This window comes from Frankia sp. RB5 (assembly GCF_059816245.1).
In genome coordinates, this window is record NZ_JCBATA010000061.1 from 15,829 (window position 1) to 33,962 (window position 18,134).

Sequence of the window (18,134 nt, forward strand, 5' to 3'; positions counted from 1 at the left end):
CCGGCGGAAGGCGGGCCGGGTTGGCGCCCGGATCTTGGGCGTGCGAGGCTCGCAGGGATGGCCGGGATCGGGATCGGGGTCGAGGGGGTGCGGGTCGGGCACTGGACCGACCCGGTGGGGCTCACCGGCTGCACCGTGGTGGAGCTGCCGGAGGGGACCGTCGCGTCGCGGGAGGTGCGCGGCGGGGCGCCCGCGTCGCGGGAACTCGACGTGCTGGCGCCGTCGATGGCGGTGATGTCCGTCGACGCGGTGCTGCTCACCGGCGGGTCCGCGTTCGGCCTGGCGGCGGCGGACGGGGCGATGCGCTACTACGCCGAGCGGGGCCGCGGGGTGATGACGGCGGGCGGTCCGGTGCCGATCGTGCCGACGCTGGCCCTGTTCGACCTGGCCGTCGGCGATCCGACCGCCCGTCCGGGCGCCGAGGCCGGCTACCAGGCCGCGCGGGCCTGCGCCGGCGAGCAGGTGCTGCGCGGACGGATCGGGGCGGGCACGGGCGCGTGCGTCAGCCAGTGGCGCGGACCCGCGCTGCGCCGCCCCGGCGGTGTCGGCCACGCCGCCCGGCGGGCCGGCGAGCTCGTCGTGGCCGCGCTGTGCGTCGTCAACGCCTACGGCGACGTCGACCACGGCAGCGGCCCGATGTCCCTTGACACCGTCACCTCGGGCTGGCATCCCTTCGACCTCAGCCCCGGTCGTCGGCACACGACGATCGGCGTCGTCGTCACCAACGCCCGCCTCGACAAGGGCGGCTGCCTGCTCGTCGCCCAGGGCGCCCACGATGGTCTCGCCCGCGCGATCATCCCGCCGCACACCCGCTACGACGGGGACGCCTTCGTCGCCGCCGCCACCGGGCGCCTCGAGGCCGATGTCGACCTGGTCCGCCTGCTCGCCCTCGTCGCCGTCACCGACGCCATCCGCTCGGTGGACCCGCCCCGCTGAGGATGGCGGCGGGGAACCGGGCGTCGGGTCAGGCCGCGCGGCGCAGCGCGCCGGCGACGAAGGCCAGCTGGGCGGGGGCGACCGAGCGCCAGTACTCGGGCGTGTGGCCGCCAGGTCCGAGGCTGTGCTCCGCGGGGCGCAGGTCGGTGACCGCCTGGCGGGAGACGGCCGCGAACGGGTCGGCGCTGCCGCAGTCGATGCGGTAGGTGACGCCGGGCGCCGGCGGGGTGCCGAGGACGCGGTGGGCGGCGAAGTCGGCCGCCGAGTCGAAGGCACCGGGGGCGCTCGCGCCGTAACCGCGCCACATCGCCGGGCTGCTCGCGGCCGCGGCGACGACGAGGTCCGGATGGCGCCGGGCGAGCAGCAGCGCGCCGTAGCCGCCCATCGACCAGCCCATCAGGGCCAGCCGGTCGGTGCGCAGCCCGGTGGCGGCCAGCCGCGGGCGGACCTCGTCGAGGATCATCGCCTCCGGATCGTCGCCGGAGGCGCGCCGATGCCAGTAGGCGGTGCCACCGTCCACGGTGACCAGGGCGAACGGTGGCGCGCCGGCGCGGATCGCCGCGGGCAGGAGCACGTCGAGGCCGAGCAGGCCGACGGCGCCGCGCGCGTTGTCACCGCGGCCGTGCAGGACGACGCACACCGGCAGGCCCCGACCGCCACCGGACGGGGTGACGACCACCATGCTGACCTGCCGCCGCCGCGCCGCGCTGGCGAACGACGTCGCCGTGACCACGGCCGGCCCGGACGCCGTCGCCGCGCCCGCCGCCATGCCGGCGCCCGTCCCCGTGCCGGTGGCCGTGCCGGCGGTGGTAGTGCCGGCGGTGGTCGCGCCGGTGGTAGGCACGTCGGTGGTGGGGGAGCGGGGTGTGGGCGAGCCGCCGGAGGTGGCGGTCGGATCGGGCCGGTCGTACGGGGAGGCACAGCCGGCGGCGAGGCTGACGAGGGTCGCGGCCGCGGCGGCCGGGGCGGTGATCACCAGGGTTCGCCTGCTCGGTCGCATGGCGCCGATGATCCCAGCTGGCGCGGTTCGTCCCCGCGCGGCCGTCGCACGGCGCCCGGTCGAGCGGCCGACGCGGTGCGCCCGTCAGCGATGGTGAGCGTTAACCAAATGCATTGTTCGGCCGCTATGGGGCTCCCCACTTGTTGTCCCAGCGGGCCGTCCGTGAGGGACGGTGGTCGAGTGACCGATGATGACGACGACTGGGCTCCGCCCCCCGTGCACCACGGTGGCGGGTACCCGGTGGTGGCGGCCGCGGACGCGTACGACGAGGCCCTGCAGGCGCTGCGTACCGGGATCTGGGTCCCGGACATGGACGAGATCGACGCGGCCGTGACCATCCTGCACCGCATGGACATCGGGCAGCGCAGCCCGGACATTCCCCTGCGCCGGGTCGTGCACCGGGCGTTGGACGAGACCTATCCCCTCCTCACGGTGTGGCGGGGCCGTCCGCTGTACCTGTACGCGGCGGTCAAGACCGTGCAACTGCTGGCCTCGGCGCCGCCCAGCGAGCAGAACGCCGTCGCCGCCCGCTCCGCCTGGGACCGGCTCGGCGATCTGCTGCGCGCCGTGACCGCGACCGTCGGTGCCGGCCCCTGACGGCCGCCGGCTGACCTTCCCGCCCCACCGTTCCTTCCCGCCCCACCGTTCCTCTCCGCCCCACCGTTCCTCTCCGCCCCACTGTTCCTCTCCGCCCCACTGTTCCCGACGCTTGCGGACGAACCCTCGGACCGACCGGGCCCGAGGGTTCCCACCATCCCGTCGATGACCTGACAGAGCAGGTCAGGGGCGACCCGGACGACGCTGCCCGTTGACGACGAATCGGGACACTCATTAGCGTGTGAGGCCTGTCACGGGTGGAGGAGGCTGGTCGGATGCGGGGTCGCGTGGTGATCGTGACGGGCGGCGGTGGTGGAATCGGCTCCGAGGTGTCCCTGGAGCTGGCCCGCCAGGGCGCGACGGTGATCGTGGTCGACGACGGCAGCGGCGTCGGCGGCGAACCGCTCGCCGAGGCGACCGCCCAGGACACCGTCGAGCGAATCGAGGCGCAGGGCGGCCGGGCCATCGCCGCCGCGATCTCCGTCACCGACGAGGCCGCCATCCAGAAACTGGTCGACGAGACCCTCGCCACCCACGGCACCCTCGACGCCGTCGTCAACACCGCCGGTGCCATCCGCTTCCCCCGCATCGTCGACGGCACCGCCGAGGACTGGGCGATCGTCCTCGACGTGCACATCCGGGGGCACCTCACCATGCTGGCCGCGACGCTGCCGCCGATGGTGGCGGCCGGCCGGGGTCGCTTCATCGCTGTCTCCTCGGGGGTCGGGCTCGCCCGCACGTCCGTCGACGGCCCCGCCTACGGGGCGGCCAAGCGCGCCGTCGCCGCGCTGACCTGGCAGCTCGGGCCGCGGATGCCGGCGGGGGTGTCGGTCAACGCGCTGTCGCCGATCGCGGCGACGCGGATGGTCCGGGCGAGCCTCGCCTTCGCCGGCGCCGACCCCGGCGGCCTCGACCTGTCCGCGATGCCGCAGCCGGAGCACATGGCCCCGGCGGCGGCGCGGATGGCCGGCGACGCGTTCGGCTGGTGCCGTGGACGGGTGATCTTCTCGGCGGGCCCGGAACTGTCCCTGATCGCGCCGCCGCGGCTGGTGGAGGCGTTCGCGACGGGTGGGGTCGGCGCCGCCGCCGCGCTGCCCACCCTCGGCCCGGTCGTGCTCACCCCGGCCCACGAGCAGCAGCGTTCGACCGGCGGTTCCAACCCGCGCTTCGGCCCGCTGGACGCCGCCGCCGCACCCACGGCCGCGACCGGTGCCGATTCCGGCCGCACCTGTCTCGTCGTCTGCGACGACAGGGACCTCGCCGACGGGCTCTCGGCCGCGCTGACCCCCTGGGGTCACGCCACCGTCGTCGTCCCGGTCGGCGTGTCCGGCGGCCCCGACCCGGTGGCCGGCTTCATGGCCGCGGAGGAGGGCATCCGCCGGGCCGCGGCGACGTCCCCGACCGGCGCCGGGCTCGACGCGGTCATCGTCGTCCACGGCCTCGACACGCCCGACGCCGCCCCCGGTGTCCTGGGGTTGGGCGAACCGGCGTCCGGCGTATCCGCGTCCGGCGTATCCGCGTCCGGCGAAACCGCGTCCGGGGGCGGGCCAGGCTCGGCGGTGGACTGGCAGGCGGTGCTGGCCAGCCATGCCGGGACGGCCGGCGCGATCCTCACCCACGCCGCCTGGGCCCGCGCCGCCGCGCGGCACGCCGCGACGAGCGGCCAGCCGCTGCGCATCGTGCACATCGTGCCGGCGACGTCACCGGGTGGACGCAGCGCCGCCCAGGCCGTCACCCAGCTCGCCCGTTGCGTCGACGACACCCCGGCGGCGCTGCCGGCCGACCACGACGGCGCCCCGCCCGCCGGCGGCCCGGCCCGGCTCGTCGCGTTCGCGATCAGCGGGGAGAGTGCCGATCCGGCCGACGCCGTCCCGCTCGCGGAGCTCGCCGCACGGCTCGTCGCCGCGGACGACGCCCTCCCGCTCGCAGGCGCCGAACTGGTCCTGCGACCAGGCTGGATCGGTCTGCGCACCCATCCCGGCCCGGCCGCCACCCTGTCCCTGGCCGGCGCCGATCTCGGCACCTGGACCGACGACGCCCTCCGCGACGCCCTCGACCCCTTCGCCTAGCGCGCTTCCGACCGGCTGGCGGGGCGGTCGGCGAGGAGGTAGGAGGCGGTCGACGCGGCGGCCGTGACGGCGAGGACGGACGGCCAGGCGCCGAGCTTCTTCGCCAGGGGATGGGCGGCGCCGAAGGCCGCCGTGTACGTGCCGAGCAGCACGCCGGTCAGGGTGGGGCCGCGCTGGCGCAGCCAGGAGCGACCGCAGACCGCTCCGCCGAGGGCGAGCACGACCCCGCCCAGTTCACGATGCCCGCTGAGACGGGCTACCGAGTAGCCGCCGACCAGCCCGGCGGCGACGACGGGTGCAGTGGGTACCGATGCCATGCCGGTCACGCTACGCCCACTGCGCGGCCACGTTCCCGGGCCCAATGTCATCCCCTCGCGGGCCGCCCGCCCCTGTCAGGCTCGGCCGATGGTGGTCGAGGTGGCGGCGGAGGTGGTGAGGGTGCGGGGACCGAGGAGCTTGGCCATCAGGTGGTCGGCGACGGTCTCCGCCGGGTAGCGGGCCGGGTTGTCCGCCGAGACGCAGGTGGGCAGGCACTCGACGACGGCGTCGTGGTTGCCCTCGTGGAAGAACGCGATCGAGCGGCGCAGCGCCGGCCCGTGCTCGGCGGTGGGCGGGGGGACGACGCGGTGCAGTGTGGAACGCCAGCGGTCGTTCGTCCAGCGGGCCAGCAGATCCCCGATGTTGACGATGAACGCGCCCGGCGCCGGCCGCACGCCGTGCCAGCGGCCGTCCGGGCCGAGGATCTCCAGTCCGGGCACGTCGTCGGCCAGCAGGATGGTGCACGCGCCGTAGTCGGTGTGGGCGCCCATCCGCAGCTGGCCCGGCGCCGGGTCGGGTGCGCCCGGGTGGCGCAGGTAGCGGTTGGCCCGCATGACGTTCGGCGCCCGTCCGGTGCGGGTGGCGAAGTAGTCCGTCGGCAGGTCGAGTGCCTGCGCGAACGCCGACATCAGGGTGCCGGCGAGCCGGCTGAGGGTGGTGAAGTACTCGACCCAGACCGCGCGCATCCGGGCCGGGTGCGCCGGCCACAGGTTCGGCGCGAACATCCGGTGCGACTCGGCCTCGTGGTACGGGTCGCCGGCGGGCCACGCGTCCACGCCGACGTTGAACGCCTCGAACAGGTCGGGCAGCGCGTCCTCGGCGCCGAGGCTGTAGGCGAGCGCCTCGCTGCCGAGCGGGGCGTACCCGCGGTTGACCTCCGGGCCGGGGGGCAGCAGCCGGCGCTTCTCCTCAACCGGTTGGTCGAAGAACTCGGTGGTGACGGCGAGCATGTCGGCGATCAGGGTGTCCGGGACGCCATGGCCGACGATCTGCGCGAAGCCGACCGTGCGGCAGACCGCGTCGAGCCGGCGGGCCACCGCCTGGCGCTCGGTGGACCGGTCGGCGGCGTCCGGCGCCGTCCACGCGGAGACATCCACGATCGGGACGACGCCCGGCCTCGTGTCCCGCGGTCTCCCGCCGTCCGGCATCGACAACCCCCTCGCGCTGGTCGGCAGCATGCGACGCCCAGCACGGTAGAGGGCTCCCGTTACCGCCGCGTGACGGCCGGGTCGATCCTGACGCGGGCGGGTTGGCGACCCCGCCCGCGCGGGCCGCCTCAGCCGCCGAGCTTCTCGCCCAGCGCCTCGTCGATCGCGGCGTGCCGGTGGTGCAGGCCCGGCTCGTTGCGGCCGAAGACGAGTTCCGGGCGCGCCCCGGAGGCGAACGCCCGCTGGATGTCACCCGCGAGCCGGAAGTCCTCGTCACGCACGGTCGCGTGCGCGTACTCGAAGATGTCGTCGGCGGCCTTGCGGGTCGCCTCGTCGGTGAGGTCCATTGGCGAGGCGTTCTGGTGGTAGGTCACCGAGTGACCCGCCTCACGCCCGGGATAGACCCGGAAGACCTCGCCGTTGGCCACGGTGCAGGACAGCACGATGTTCGGGAACAGCGCGTAGATCACCACGAAGTTGTTCAGTGGTTCCCACGACTCCTCCGGCTGATCCTGGAGATCAACGATGTTCCGCATCGGGAACACCAGCCGATGGTGCGGGCCGAACGAGTCGAACAGCGCGCAGTTGCTGCGGGTGAACAGGGCGAAGGTGTCCTTGTGCACGGTCGCGAAATGGTAGTTCTCCGCGAACGTGTCCAGGACGAACTTCCAGTTGGCCTGGGCGTCGAGAACTTTCTCGCCCACCGGCGCCCAGTTCCCGATGTTCCAGGACTCGAGCTCCGGGCCGAGCTCGCCCAGGTGCGTGGCGATGTCCAGCGGCCCGTCCTGCGGCCGCAGGCCCACCCAGAGGAATCCCGAGTGCTCGGCGGCGGGCAGCTCGGTGAGCGCGGGCCCGGTGCCCGGCGCCCCGCTGCCCAGCGTCGTCGGGAAACCCTCCCGGCCAGGTCCGCCGACGAAGCAGCCCCGGTTGTCGTAGGTCCACGCGTGGAACGGGCAGACGAACCGCTCCGCCTCCCCGCAGCCCTGCGCGACCGGTGCCTGACGGTGCGCGCAGATGTTCTGGAAGGCGCGCACGACGCCATCGGACCCCCGGGTCAGCAGCACGGGGACGTCCATGACGGTCTTCGTGGTGTAGCTGCCCGGCGTCGGGAGTTCAGAACGATAACCGACCAGCTGCGGCGACCTCAGGACGAGTTCCCGCTCCCGGCGGAAGCGTTCCTGATCGGTGTATGCCGCAGCCGGCTGACGGCGCTCCGACACCGTCATGTCCGTTGTCTTGTCCGTTGCGATTTTGAGTGCCCGTCGAGTCAGGTCGACAAGCTCGTCGCGGTCTATCGGATGCCTCCCTCAAGCGGCGGGGGTGCGCGGTGCGTCGCCGAGCCGGCGACGCACAAGATCGCAAATCCCGGTCGGAAACAGATCGTATGTGTCAGCCTTCAAACGCTGCCGCTCCGGTATGAGTCCTAATTCCGACAGGAGTGACTGAGTCGCATTGCGTGCGATCCGGCGCCCGATATGTCCGGTCGTCTGCGCACACGGACCACGGTTCGTCACGAAGCGTCACAGTTTGTGCTCGCCGTATCGAATCCGCGTAACTGGTTCGCCGCCGGGCAGGGCGACGGTGCCGGCTCGTCCGGTGTGAGCAATCCGACGCGAACGAGACGAGAGGAGCACGCTGATGACCCACGACATGGCAGGCACCCGGGTCGCGTTTCTGGTCGCCCCGGAGGGCGTCGAACAACTGGAACTCACCGAACCGTGGGCGGCGGTGCGCGACGCAGGCGGGGACCCGGTCCTGGTGTCCACGCACCCGGGGACGGTCCAGGCCTTCCATCACCTGGACCGCGCCGACCGCTTCGCTGTCGACGAGACGCTCGACACGGCGCGGTCGGCGGACTTCGACGCGCTCGTCCTGCCCGGCGGCGTGGCGAACCCCGACTTCCTGCGTACCCAGCCGCAGGCCGTGCGATTCACCCGGGAGTTCGTCGATGCCGGTCGGCCCATCGCGGTGATCTGCCACGGGCCGTGGACGCTGATCGAGGCGGACGCGGTGCGCGGGCGGCGGATCACCATCTGGCCGAGCCTGCGCACCGACCTGCGGGGCGCCGGCGCGAGGTGGGTCGACGAGGAGGTCGTCGTCTGCGTCGACGGCCCGAACCCGCTGATCAGCAGCCGGCGACCGGACGACCTCAAGGCCTTCTGCGCGGCGATCGTCGACCACGTCCGTCCAGTACGGGACACCGGCGTCGGCCCGCATGCCGGGTTCGGCCCGCACAACGGTGCCGGCACCTCCCGTCCGGCGGGTGCGGGTCTGAGCGACGCCGAGGCCGCTCGCCAGGTGGCCGGGCAGACCTCCGCGGACCGGCGGGCAGCCGACGTGTTCGCCCGCGAGTCCGGCGGTGCCGGCACGGACACCGAGGCCGCCCGCGCCAGCGCTGACGATCTGCGCTGATCGATCTGCGCTGATCGACTTGCGCTGATCGACGCCACCATCCGGGTCCCGCGGGACCCGCGCGTCTGCGTGCTGGTGGGATCCGCGCGTCCAGGTCCCGCGGGACCGTGAGCATCGCGCGCTCCGTCTGCGCGTTCCCCCCGGACGCGACCGTCCCTGACCAGGTCTGACCCGCCATGGGCGGGGCCGCGGGACGCTCCGCCGGGATATCATCATGATTAGCGGAGCAGTTAGGTGGCGCCCGGTGCCGGACGGCGGAGACCGGACGGCGGAGAGAGGCCTCGACAGTGGACTTCAAGGACGCGCTCGGCAAGCTCGGCGATCTGGCGGAGAAGCACGACGACAAGATCGACGCCGCGGCCGAGAAGGTCGGCGACGTGGTCGACGAGCGCACCGGGAACAAGTACAGCGACCACATCGACCGCGCCGTGCAGGAGCTGCAGGACCGCACCTGAGCCCCCATGGCCGTTCCGTTCCAGACCGACCCGGCCCGGCTGCGGGCGCGGCTGACGGACTGGCTCGCCGTCCACGACGCCACGCCCGGGGACGGGCCGACGCGCTGGGAGCTGGGTGAGCCGTGCGTCCCGCCGGGTCAGGGGTACTCGGGGGAACTGGTGCTGCTGCCGGCGCACCGGACCGGGCCGGACGGGCGGCGGGTGGCCCGGCCGCTGGTGGTGCGCCTGGCGCCGCGGCGGTTCCAGCTCTACCCGTGGGACCGGTTCGCCGAGCAGTGCCGTGTCGTGGAGATCCTCGGCCGGCACAGCGACGTGCCGGTGCCGCCGGTGTACGGCGTCGAGCTCGATCCGGCGGTGCTCGGGGCGCCGTTCGTCGTCCTCGGCCTCGTCGACGGCGACGTGCCGCCTGACATCCCGCCGTACCACATGCAGGGTTTCCTGCACGAGGCGACGCCGGCCGAGCGGGCGCGGATGTGGGACGCGGCGCTGGTGGCGATGGCGCGCATCCACCGTCTTGATCCCGGCCAGCTCGGCCTGGAGTTCGCCGGGCAGCCGGAGTACGGGCCGGCCGGCATGGCGCAGCAGCTCGCCGCGTACGAGCGTCATCTGGACTTCTTCGCGCCGGAGGACGTCGCCCGCGCCACTCTCGTGGCGGCGCTCGACTGGCTGCGCGCCCATCCGCCGGCCGAGCCACATCCCGTCCGGCTGCTGTGGGGCGACGCCCGCCTCGGCAACATGATCTTCCAGGGGGAGCGGGTAGCATCCGTCCTGGACTGGGAAATGATGTCGCTCGGCCAGCCCGAGACCGACCTCGGCTGGTTCCTGCACCTGGACCGGCACCTCAGCGAGGGCGTCGGGATCGCGCGCCTGTCCGGCCTGCCCGACCGCACCGAGACCGCCGCCCGCTACGCCGAGCTGCTCGGCCGCCCGCTGGTCGACCTCGACCACCATCTGCTGTTCGCCTCGGTCCGCCACACGCTGCTCGGCGCCCGCGTCACCCGGATGATCCGCGAGTACGAGCTCCTGCCACCCCATCTGGTGCCCCGCATCGACCGCTACGCCGCCACCCTGCTCACCCGGGTCCTCGTCGAGACGCGCGACGCGCGCGCCTGACCGCCGCCGGTCGCGGCCGCCGGTCTCGGTCGCCCAGCACGTGGGGACGCTGCCGCCGGTGTCGTCGCTGTTCGCCACCGTCCTCGGCGTGAACCCGGTCGAGCACCTGCTGGCCGCGGACGGCCGGCGCCGCCGGAGCATCGGGCCGTGCTCACCGGCCGCGACTTCTTCCCGCACCTGCTGGCCGGGCCGTTCCATCACGGGCTGATGGTCGTCTTCGGCGTCGCCGCCGGCCTCGGCGTGCTCGCCGGTCTCGCCTCCCAGCTGCGCGGCGCGCTGCCGAAACCGCCGCAGACGCAGGGGGCGGCCGAGGTGGCCGTGGCGGCCGAGCTGGCCGTGGCGGCCGGGGTGGACGAGCTGGCCGGGGTGGCTGGTGGGACCGGTGAGGCTGGCGCGACCGGCGCGGCTGGGGCGGTCACGGGCGCCGGCCCGGCTTCTCGCGAGGATCATTCCGGATAACGGCGTTCGATCCGCGGCGACTCCAATAGTGCGCTGAATTCCACCCGAGACCGCTCTTTTACTGGTGGGTGACGAGGAGGAATCGACGTGTAATCCTTCAGGATGGCGGTCCAAACTATGATCTGAAAGCTTGTGTCGATGCGGCCCAGCAAATGTGCGGAATTGTTGGACTCTGCAGGACGGGTGGTTCTGACGGTAGCGCGAGACGGGTGTGGCTGCCTGTTGGAACCGACCGATGGCGTGATACGTTCTTTCCGTCATCGAATGGCGCTGGGCGCGGCTCAGTCGGGGTGCGCATTGTGTGGCGGCGGCGGTCCGTGCGCAATCCGAAGTAACGCGGAAGGGTGGCCGATATAACCCACCGCTGGGACGTCTGGCCATGCGGCGAGCCGGAGTGTCAGCGTCACGATGAGGCCCGGCCGCGGTCCGGGGGGACGCGGCCGGGCCGCCGTGGTGCCCGCGCGCTCCCGTGGTGTGCGTCGACCTGGATTCGCCCGGCCCTGGTGGCCCTGGTGGCCCTGGTGGGTCGGGCGATGGCGTGGTCACGGGGATGGCCGGCGGGAGGCCAGCCGGACGACGAGCTGTTCGGCGTCGCGGACCTGCCGGGCGTGCGGGGGGTAGTAGTCCCGGCGGGCGGCGAGCGCGGCGCGGGCCGAGGCGAGGGCTCGCGGATCGTTCGGGGGCAGCGCGCGAGCGAGGAGGCAGTCGGCCCAGCCGGGGGTGAGCCGGATGCGGGTGCGGTCCGCGACGGCCTGGACGTAGCGGATCCGGACGGCGGCCGGCTCCACCCGGCTGAGCAGCAGTTCCGCGTGTGCGGCGACCAGCGTCGCCTGCAAGGTCACCTCGGAGGGGCCGAACCGCCGCTGACGGGCCCGCAGGATCGGCTGCAGAATGTCCAGCGCCTTCTCGCACAGCGCCTGCCGCACCACGGCGCCGGTCGGCGGGGACTCGGCCTGGCAGAGCATGGTCTGCGCCATGATGACCAGGGCCGACCAGGTGACGGGGTCATCGGGGCCGAAGTCGGCGGTGCGGTCGTGGATCTCCTCGGTGAGGATCCGCCGTGCGCGGGCGAAGTCGTCGGGCGAGCCGCGGTCGCGCAGGGCCACGGCGAGGTTGGTGCGGGTGATGTGGGTGCGCTGGTCGTGCAGCCCGAAGCGGCTGCGGCGCTCCTGCAGCTGCCGCTCGTAGCGGCTCACGCCGTCGTCGAGCTCGGCGGGGCCGCCCCGCAGCCGGGTGTAGCGGATGGCGAACGAGTGGGCGCGGGTCACCGCGTCGTCCGTCGGGCCGAAGGCACGCACGCCGTGATCGTGCAGCGCCAACCAGGCCCGCGCCGACTCGTCGACGGTACGCCGGGCGTCGCGTCGTTCCTCCAGGGCACAGCGGATGCGGAACGCGATGCGCGGGGCCTCCTCGCTCGCGGTGAGCTGGGCGGACGCGTCAGCCAGCAGGTCCTCGAGGTCCCGGATGCGGCCGGCATCGAGGTCCCCGCGGCCGGCAGCGCGTTCCACCGCGTGGTGCTGCAGGGCGAGCAGCCGGGCGCGCAGTCGTTCCTCGACGTAGCGGGCCTCGCGGTGCCGCGGGTCAATCACCGCGTCGGAGGGCACAGCAGCTCCATGAGGTCGGCGAAGGTGGGGCCGAGTTCGTCGGCGAGCAGGGCGCGCCGCGGCGGCGGGATCGTCGGCACGAGCCGGGCGAGGGTCGACACGGAGGCGACCAGATCGCCCATCGCGTGGGTGAGGCCGTCGCCGGCGTCGAAGGCCAGGCCCATCAGGCTGTCGTGGACGACGTTGAGCAGGTCCGCCGGGCCGCGGCCGTGGTCCTGCAGCGCTCGGCGCGTCACGGTGGTCAGCAGTTCGACGGCGTCGGACGGGTTCAGCTGGCTACGGCTGACGACGAGCAGGTCCTCGACGGCGGCGAGCGGCGGGGCGAATCCGTGGCAGGCCGCGACCGCCCGATTCCGGCTGGCCCATTCGGCGACCATGAGCACGAGCGACTCCGCCGCCGTGCGTCGGACCGGGTCGTCCAACCCGGCGAGCACCTCGAGCCAGCCGTCCCGACAGGGCCAGTACGTCCAGACCTTCACCTCGGCGGCCCAGATGCCCTGCGCGGTCGAGATGCGCATGGCACTCAGCGCGCCCTGGCCCCGCTCCTCCGCCGGTTTCCCCGCGTCATCGCTGTGGGGGACTTTCCGGTAGACCAGGCAGGGCGGTTTGTCGGCGTGGAACATGTGGTGCAGCGAGCTGCGGGGGACCTCCGTTTCCTCGAGGAGCTGTGCCTGGGTGAACCGGGTCCTCGCCAGCGCCGTCACATCCCCGCCGCTGCCGGCGAGGCGGCGGCGGAGCATTGCTTCGAACTGGTCGTAGGCCGGGACGCGCGCGAGCGATGACCGCCGTCGCCGCTGCTCGGCGAGCTGCTCATACCACCGGGCTGTGGGCGTACTGCGCAGCCGGTCGACGAAATGCGTCATCTTCCCCCCGTGAGCCGATGCCGTCAGGAACTGGAACGTGCCTTCCAGGAACGGCCTATGGGGGAGTAGGCCGAGGATGAGTCTACTCACGATGATGTCGACGCGGACAGCATGTCCGCCGGAATCGGGAGACATGCAAATATCTAGACGGTTTGTCTCGCGATGGTTCGGGGCCGCTTCCCCCGCGCCCCCGGCGACGCTGGTTCCGCCGTCGCCGTCGATACCCGCGGCGCGACGTCCTCCTGACCCCTGACGTGACGTGAATGTTGGCGGGGCGTTGGTGGCGGCGTGGCGGTGGTGGCGCGGGGGGAGGCAGTCGAGCTGTCCGTGCGCCCTACTCCGGGGTGTGGCGACGGTGGTGGGGGCCGGTTCGGTCGATCAGGGCTCCTCTCCTTCGCCGTCGCCGCCGACGGGGATTGTCAGGTGCTTTCCGAATCCTGGGCTGGTGGGTCGCATCACCGCTCCTGGTCCGTGGATGTAACGCTGGCAGGCAGCAGAATTGCCTTCGCCGCCGCCCCCACGGAAGATCACAGTCAGGACATAGTGCTGCCAGAATGGCATTCCGCGGACACGTGGCGCGCGGACGGACAAAAGGCGGACACGGTCCGCGCAGCTTTCAGGCGGGAAGGGTCGCGCGGCTCTCAGGCGGGAAGGGCCGCCGGCAGCCCGAACCGGGCGAACAGACCGGTGTCGGTGAAGGCCCGGAAGTCCGGGCCACTCACGCCGCGGCGGGTGACGTCGAGAAACGTCGTCACCGCGGTGACAGGGCCGCCGCCCTTGTCGGTGTCGGCGTCGTCGCCCGCATCGGCGAACGTGAGAACGTTGATCGCGTGCGGGAGGTAAGGAGTGTTCGGCGGCTCGGTGCTCAGAGCCGAATATGCCGCCAGCGCCGGCTGACCGTTTGCCCGCGTCGCGATGCTGCGCCACCGGAAGTAGCGGAACGGATTGGCGGCCAGGAACGCGCCGATCGCGTCGTGCCCGGCGAACCATGCTGGCTGCGGCGGCATCGACCAGGTCGCGTCCTCCCGCAGCATGCCGACGACCGCGGTGACGTCGGCGTCGTCCATCGCCCGCTGGAAGCGCGCCACGGCCGCGTCGATGCCGGCGTCACCGAGCCGGCGCAGCGTCGCCTGCTGCGACCGCGCGGGCACCCGATCGGCGACGAGGGCGCGGGCGCGCTGCAGGGCGCTGTTGAGCGCCGCCGTCGTCGTGTCGAGTGCCTCGGCGGCGTCGCGGGCCGGGTAGCCGAGCACGTCGGTGAGCAGCAGCGCCGCCCGCTGCCGGGCCGGGAGGTGCTGCCAGGCGGCGACCAGAGCGAGTTCCACGCTCTCACGCAGCTCGTACGATTCCTGCGGGTCGGGCGCCGCCCGCGGGCCGAGCATCGCGTCCGGCAGCGGCTCCAGCCAGGTCGACTCGGCGCTCGGCGCGCCGGCAGCGTCACCCGGGTCGCCCGAGCGGAAGCCGACGTCTATCGGCAGTGCCCGCCGCGACCGGCTGCGCAGCGCGTTCAGGCAGGTCGTGGTGGCGATCCGATACAGCCAGGTGCCGATCTGACTGCGACCGTCGAAGCCACCGAGCCCCTGCCACGCCTTGATCATGGTGTCCTGCAGGGCGTCCTCGGCGTCGAACAACGAGCCCAGCATGCGGTAGCAGTGCGCCCGAAGCCGTGCCTCCTGCGGCGCCATCAGCCGGCGGAACGCCTCCGCGTCGCCGGCCCTGGCCGCGGCCAGCAGCTGTTCCTCCTCGGCACGGCCAGCGTCTCGCGCGTGCGCCGCGTCCAGGTTGTCGGTGGCGTCCATGACCGCTCCCTGGCTGGTCCTTCAGGTTCTGTCTGGCTCCGGTCGTCCGGTCGGTCGCATTGTGCCGTCTTCGCGAAAGCGAGGCACCTCCGGGGCCTCGGGCGCGGCCAGCCGGCCTGTGTCCTGCTCCCGCGGCGGAAGGCCGTCTCCCGCTGCCCGTACGATGAGCCACCGTGGACCTCGACGCCGGATCACTCGACGCCGGATCACTCGACGCGGGATCCGTGGAGACCGAGGGCGGCCGAGCCGCCCGCCTGCTGGCCGCTCAGGATCGCGCGCGGGCGCTGTTCGACGAGGTCGCCGCCCGTGGGCTGGTCGTCGCCGGACGCGGGGAGCGCGAGGTCAGCGACGCGATCCGCGATCTCGCCGAGGAGATGTTCGGTACCCGCCAGCACTGGCACAAGCGGATCGTGCGCGCCGGCCCGAACACCCTGCATCCCTACGCGGACAACCCGCCGGACCGGCTGATCGCCGCGGACGACATCGCGTTCTGCGACTTCGGCCCGGTCTTCGGTGACTGGGAGGCCGACTTCGGCCGCACCTTCGTCCTGGGTGACGATCCGGCCAAGCACCGGCTGTGCGCCGACCTGACGCGGATCTTCGACGCGGCCCGGTGCCACTACGACGACCATCCCGCCATCACCGGCGCTGAGTTCTACGCGGCGGTCAACCGGCTGGCCGAGGAGGCGGGCTGGGCGTTCGGCGGCCCGATCGCCGGTCATCTCGTCGGCGAGTTCCCCCACGCCCGCATCCCGGGTGACAAGGTCGAGTACTACGTGACGCCGGGTAGCGACCGTCCGATGCGCCGGCTCGACCACGACGGGCGGCGCTGCCACTGGATCCTCGAGATCCATCTGGTCGACCGCGCCCGTGGGTTCGGCGGCTTCCACGAGGAACTCCTCGACCTCGGCCACGAGTAGCCGCCCGACTCCCATCGGCGGGCCAGCCCGCCAGCCCGTCTTGCCTGTCGGGTCTGTCGGGCCGTCCGGTCTGTCGCGCCGCCGAGACCAGCCAGGTGTCCGCATCGAGGACGACTGGGACGGCATGGGCCAGCGCACCACCGCTAGGCTAGGTCAACGCAACCATCTGGCGCACCTGCTCGGCATGGTCTCGGGCGCGGAGTGGCAGGCAGTCGGACTGCCCGCTGCCGTCGTCGCCGCGTGCACGATGGGCTGATACTGCGGCCGGAGATCGTCTGCGGTTATGCAGGGGCGGGCTCCAGGTCAGCATTGTCAAAGGGTGGATAGCTCTCGCTGCCCATTCGCTCGGCCGCGTCGATGTAGGTGGTGAGCGCGTCGCGGGATTGCGCAAGCCTGTCTATCTGGTCGTTCAGTCGCTGCAGCCGGGAGCGCATCGCGGCCAGCAGCTCGGGGCACCCGGGCAGCTCCGGGGCCTCTCCGACCGCGCAGGGCAGCAGGTACGCGATGTCCTCGGACGACAGACCGGCACCAAGCAGGTGCCGGATCTGATTCACCCGCAGCACGGCGTTCTCGCCGTACTCGCGGTAACCGTTCGCGCCGCGGTCTGCCTCCAGCAGGCCCTGAGCCTCGTAGTAGCGCAGCTGATGGGCGTTGACGCCCGTCCGACGACTCAGCTCCCCGATCCGCATCGAAACCTCCGCGTGACCTTCACACCGGTCTCAACGTTGACGATGCTGCCATGAACGACAGCCCCGACACACCCGTGACAGTCATCGGACTCGGACGGATGGGCCAGGCACTCGCCGGCGCGTTCCTGAAAGCCGGGCATCCCACAACCGTGTGGAACCGCACGACCTCCAAGGCCGACAAGCTGGTGGCCGAGGGCGCACGGCTCGCGCCGACGGTCGGTGACGCGCTCAGGGCAGGTTCCCTGACGGTCATCTGCGTCACCGACTACCGGGCCATGCACGAACTGCTCGCCGCGAGCGACATCGAGCTGGACGGCACGATGTTGATCAACCTGACCTCGGGCGACTCGGCCCAGGCCCGGGAAGCCGCCCGATGGGCCGAGCAGCACGGCGCTCACTACCTGGACGGCGCCATCATGGCCATCCCGCCGGCGATCGGGACCGCCGAGGCGGTGATTCTGCACAGCGGGCCGCGGCCGGACTTCGAGGCACACAGGCCAACACTCGACGCGTTGGGCACCGTCACCTACCTCGGCGCGGACCACGGGCTGGCGTCCCTGTATGACGTGGCCGGCCTGGCCATGATGTGGAGCGTCCTGAACGCCTGGCTCCAGGGCACTGCCCTGCTCAGGACGGCCGGTGTCGACGCCGCGACGTATGCGCCGTTCGCCCAGCAGATCGCCGCCGGCGTCGCCGAATGGCTGCCCGGATATGCCGAGCAGATCGACGCCGGCTCCTTCCCCGCCGAGGTGTCGGCCCTGGAGACCGACGCGCGGGCGATGACGCACCTGATCGAGCAGAGCGAGGCGGTAGGAGTCAACGCCGAACTGCCCAGGCTGATCAAAACGATGGCCGACCGCTCGATCGCCGCCGGACATGGTGGGGAGCAGTATCCCGTGCTGATCGAGGAGTTCGGCATACCCGGCGACCACTGACCGATCCCGATATCGAGATCTGGCTGGCCGGGATGCCCATCGACAACGCGACCAGAGGCCCACGGTCGTGAAGATCCATGCGAGCGAGAACGAGAGGATCAGCAGGATCGCCAGGATCATGCCGGATGCGCCGGCCTCCGGGCGGAAACCGAGGGCGAGACCGAGTGCGGCAGTCAGGACCAGCGGAAACCCGAGGAGACGGGCCAGCAGAACCAGGTTCTGGTGGCCGGTCAACCCTTCGTCGACCGAGGCGAACTGGCCGATCAGATCGTCTCCTTCTCCCTCGATCTTCGACGGCCCGAAGACCTACGGCGCCCGCGCCCAGGTGCTGCACGCCGCCCTCGACACCGGTATCGCCCGTGGTGCGCTGGACGCCGCCGTCGCACAGGTCACGAAGGCCGGGCCATGGTTCGAGAGTGGTGCGGCGAGGGCCGCCGACGAGCCGCTGCTCCTCCAGCAGGCCGGCGATCTGGAGATCGAGGTCCGGGCGGCGGAGGCCCTGCTGCGCGAGGCTGCGTCCGCATCGACGAGGCCGACCTGAACCCGACGGACGACAGCACCGCCAGGGCCTCGGTGGCCACCGAGGCCAAGGTCGCCGGCGCAAGGACCGCGGTGCCCGCCGCGTCGGAGCTGTTCGAGCTCGGCGGCACCCGCACGGTTCGCGGGCGCGCTGAACCTCGACCGCTTCTGGCGTGACGGCCGCACCCATACCCCGCACGACCCGGTCCGCTGGAAGGTCCAGCACATCGGCCGCTGGCTGGTGAACGGCACACCGCCACCGCGGCACGGTCAGCTCTGGCACCGCTGCCCTCGCCCG

At 72.8% G+C, this 18,134-nt stretch carries 18 protein-coding genes; 10 read left to right on the forward strand and 8 right to left on the reverse strand.

The window, feature by feature from the left end:
• The first annotated feature begins 57 nt into the window (after positions 1-57).
• On the forward strand, positions 58-936 hold the full coding sequence (locus tag AC6EXY_RS25890; RefSeq protein ID WP_499818374.1) for a P1 family peptidase: 879 nt from the start codon (positions 58-60) through the stop codon (positions 934-936).
• Positions 937-964: 28 nt separating this feature from the next.
• On the opposite strand, the gene AC6EXY_RS25895 is transcribed toward AC6EXY_RS25890, so the two are convergent.
• Positions 965-1,936 (reverse strand): alpha/beta hydrolase, encoded by a 972-nt coding sequence (locus AC6EXY_RS25895; RefSeq protein ID WP_499818375.1) that lies wholly within the window; start codon positions 1,934-1,936, stop codon positions 965-967.
• Between the two features lie 180 nt (positions 1,937-2,116).
• Between AC6EXY_RS25895 and AC6EXY_RS25900 the strand changes: the two genes are divergently transcribed.
• A complete protein-coding gene (locus AC6EXY_RS25900) occupies positions 2,117-2,533 on the forward strand; it encodes a hypothetical protein (RefSeq protein ID WP_101833139.1) in 417 nt (138 codons plus the stop codon).
• Between the two features lie 275 nt (positions 2,534-2,808).
• Positions 2,809-4,602 (forward strand): SDR family NAD(P)-dependent oxidoreductase, encoded by a 1,794-nt coding sequence (locus AC6EXY_RS25905; RefSeq protein WP_499818376.1) that lies wholly within the window; start codon positions 2,809-2,811, stop codon positions 4,600-4,602.
• Here AC6EXY_RS25905 and AC6EXY_RS25910 read toward each other — a convergent pair.
• The 3 genes from AC6EXY_RS25910 to AC6EXY_RS25920 form a co-directional block, all read right to left on the reverse strand.
• Complete coding sequence (locus AC6EXY_RS25910) at positions 4,599-4,919, reverse strand: hypothetical protein (protein WP_101830400.1); 321 nt, start codon at positions 4,917-4,919, stop codon at positions 4,599-4,601. The genes AC6EXY_RS25905 and AC6EXY_RS25910 overlap by 4 nt on opposite strands.
• Before the next feature lie 75 nt (positions 4,920-4,994).
• Positions 4,995-6,017, reverse strand: coding sequence for an isopenicillin N synthase family dioxygenase (locus AC6EXY_RS25915; protein WP_499818377.1), 1,023 nt, complete (start codon positions 6,015-6,017; stop codon positions 4,995-4,997).
• Positions 6,018-6,196: 179 nt separating this feature from the next.
• Positions 6,197-7,294: an aromatic ring-hydroxylating oxygenase subunit alpha gene (locus tag AC6EXY_RS25920; RefSeq protein ID WP_101830398.1), complete on the reverse strand. Its 1,098-nt coding sequence runs from the start codon at positions 7,292-7,294 to the stop codon at positions 6,197-6,199.
• Between the two features lie 412 nt (positions 7,295-7,706).
• On the opposite strand from AC6EXY_RS25920, the gene AC6EXY_RS25925 reads away from it, so the two are divergent.
• The 4 genes from AC6EXY_RS25925 to AC6EXY_RS25940 all read left to right on the forward strand — a co-directional run bounded on the left by AC6EXY_RS25925 (position 7,707) and on the right by AC6EXY_RS25940 (position 10,507).
• Complete coding sequence (locus AC6EXY_RS25925; RefSeq protein WP_101830397.1) at positions 7,707-8,480, forward strand: type 1 glutamine amidotransferase domain-containing protein; 774 nt, start codon at positions 7,707-7,709, stop codon at positions 8,478-8,480.
• A 287-nt stretch (positions 8,481-8,767) separates the two neighbouring features.
• Complete coding sequence (locus AC6EXY_RS25930; RefSeq protein ID WP_101830396.1) at positions 8,768-8,935, forward strand: antitoxin; 168 nt, start codon at positions 8,768-8,770, stop codon at positions 8,933-8,935.
• A 6-nt stretch (positions 8,936-8,941) separates the two neighbouring features.
• Positions 8,942-10,048, forward strand: coding sequence for a phosphotransferase family protein (locus tag AC6EXY_RS25935; protein ID WP_101830395.1), 1,107 nt, complete (start codon positions 8,942-8,944; stop codon positions 10,046-10,048).
• A gap of 147 nt (positions 10,049-10,195) precedes the next feature.
• Positions 10,196-10,507, forward strand: coding sequence for a hypothetical protein (locus AC6EXY_RS25940; RefSeq protein WP_499818378.1), 312 nt, complete (start codon positions 10,196-10,198; stop codon positions 10,505-10,507).
• Positions 10,508-11,049: 542 nt separating this feature from the next.
• Here AC6EXY_RS25940 and AC6EXY_RS25945 read toward each other — a convergent pair.
• The 3 genes from AC6EXY_RS25945 to AC6EXY_RS25955 form a co-directional block, all read right to left on the reverse strand.
• Complete coding sequence (locus AC6EXY_RS25945; protein ID WP_101830394.1) at positions 11,050-12,111, reverse strand: hypothetical protein; 1,062 nt, start codon at positions 12,109-12,111, stop codon at positions 11,050-11,052.
• Positions 12,093-13,064, reverse strand: a complete 972-nt coding sequence (locus AC6EXY_RS25950) for a hypothetical protein (RefSeq protein WP_499818379.1) — start codon at positions 13,062-13,064, stop codon at positions 12,093-12,095. The genes AC6EXY_RS25945 and AC6EXY_RS25950 overlap by 19 nt, the downstream gene beginning before the upstream one ends.
• A 551-nt stretch (positions 13,065-13,615) precedes the next feature.
• Positions 13,616-14,773 carry an RNA polymerase subunit sigma-70 gene (locus AC6EXY_RS25955; RefSeq protein ID WP_101830392.1) on the reverse strand — a complete coding sequence of 386 codons (1,158 nt, stop codon included), beginning with the start codon at positions 14,771-14,773 and terminating at the stop codon, positions 13,616-13,618.
• Between the two features lie 173 nt (positions 14,774-14,946).
• Here AC6EXY_RS25955 and AC6EXY_RS25960 point away from each other — a divergent pair, with 173 nt between their 5' ends.
• On the forward strand, positions 14,947-15,693 hold the full coding sequence (locus tag AC6EXY_RS25960) for a M24 family metallopeptidase (RefSeq protein WP_499818380.1): 747 nt from the start codon (positions 14,947-14,949) through the stop codon (positions 15,691-15,693).
• A 281-nt stretch (positions 15,694-15,974) separates the two neighbouring features.
• Here the strand turns inward: AC6EXY_RS25960 and AC6EXY_RS25965 are convergent, their stop codons facing one another.
• Positions 15,975-16,382, reverse strand: a complete 408-nt coding sequence (locus AC6EXY_RS25965; RefSeq protein ID WP_101830391.1) for a MerR family transcriptional regulator — start codon at positions 16,380-16,382, stop codon at positions 15,975-15,977.
• Positions 16,383-16,432: 50 nt separating this feature from the next.
• On the opposite strand from AC6EXY_RS25965, the gene AC6EXY_RS25970 reads away from it, so the two are divergent.
• Positions 16,433-17,317 carry an NAD(P)-dependent oxidoreductase gene (locus AC6EXY_RS25970; RefSeq protein ID WP_101830390.1) on the forward strand — a complete coding sequence of 295 codons (885 nt, stop codon included), beginning with the start codon at positions 16,433-16,435 and terminating at the stop codon, positions 17,315-17,317.
• Between the two features lie 118 nt (positions 17,318-17,435).
• Positions 17,436-17,858, forward strand: coding sequence for a hypothetical protein (locus AC6EXY_RS25975; RefSeq protein WP_243407211.1), 423 nt, complete (start codon positions 17,436-17,438; stop codon positions 17,856-17,858).
• Positions 17,859-18,134 lie beyond the last annotated feature (276 nt).

Bases quoted from the DNA above. Each gene is read 5' to 3' on its own strand.
- AC6EXY_RS25905 (WP_499818376.1), top strand. From the start codon at position 2,809: ATGCGGGGTCGCGTGGTGATCGTGACGGGCGGCGGTGGTGGAATCGGC.
- AC6EXY_RS25895 (WP_499818375.1), bottom strand. From the start codon at position 1,936: ATGCGACCGAGCAGGCGAACCCTGGTGATCACCGCCCCGGCCGCCGCG.
- AC6EXY_RS25910 (WP_101830400.1), bottom strand. From the start codon at position 4,919: ATGGCATCGGTACCCACTGCACCCGTCGTCGCCGCCGGGCTGGTCGGC.
- AC6EXY_RS25935 (WP_101830395.1), top strand. From the start codon at position 8,942: ATGGCCGTTCCGTTCCAGACCGACCCGGCCCGGCTGCGGGCGCGGCTG.
- AC6EXY_RS25975 (WP_243407211.1), top strand. From the start codon at position 17,436: ATGCCGGATGCGCCGGCCTCCGGGCGGAAACCGAGGGCGAGACCGAGT.
- AC6EXY_RS25970 (WP_101830390.1), top strand. From the start codon at position 16,433: ATGAACGACAGCCCCGACACACCCGTGACAGTCATCGGACTCGGACGG.
- AC6EXY_RS25920 (WP_101830398.1), bottom strand. From the start codon at position 7,294: ATGACGGTGTCGGAGCGCCGTCAGCCGGCTGCGGCATACACCGATCAG.
- AC6EXY_RS25890 (WP_499818374.1), top strand. From the start codon at position 58: ATGGCCGGGATCGGGATCGGGGTCGAGGGGGTGCGGGTCGGGCACTGG.
- AC6EXY_RS25925 (WP_101830397.1), top strand. From the start codon at position 7,707: ATGACCCACGACATGGCAGGCACCCGGGTCGCGTTTCTGGTCGCCCCG.
- AC6EXY_RS25955 (WP_101830392.1), bottom strand. From the start codon at position 14,773: ATGGACGCCACCGACAACCTGGACGCGGCGCACGCGCGAGACGCTGGC.
- AC6EXY_RS25965 (WP_101830391.1), bottom strand. From the start codon at position 16,382: ATGCGGATCGGGGAGCTGAGTCGTCGGACGGGCGTCAACGCCCATCAG.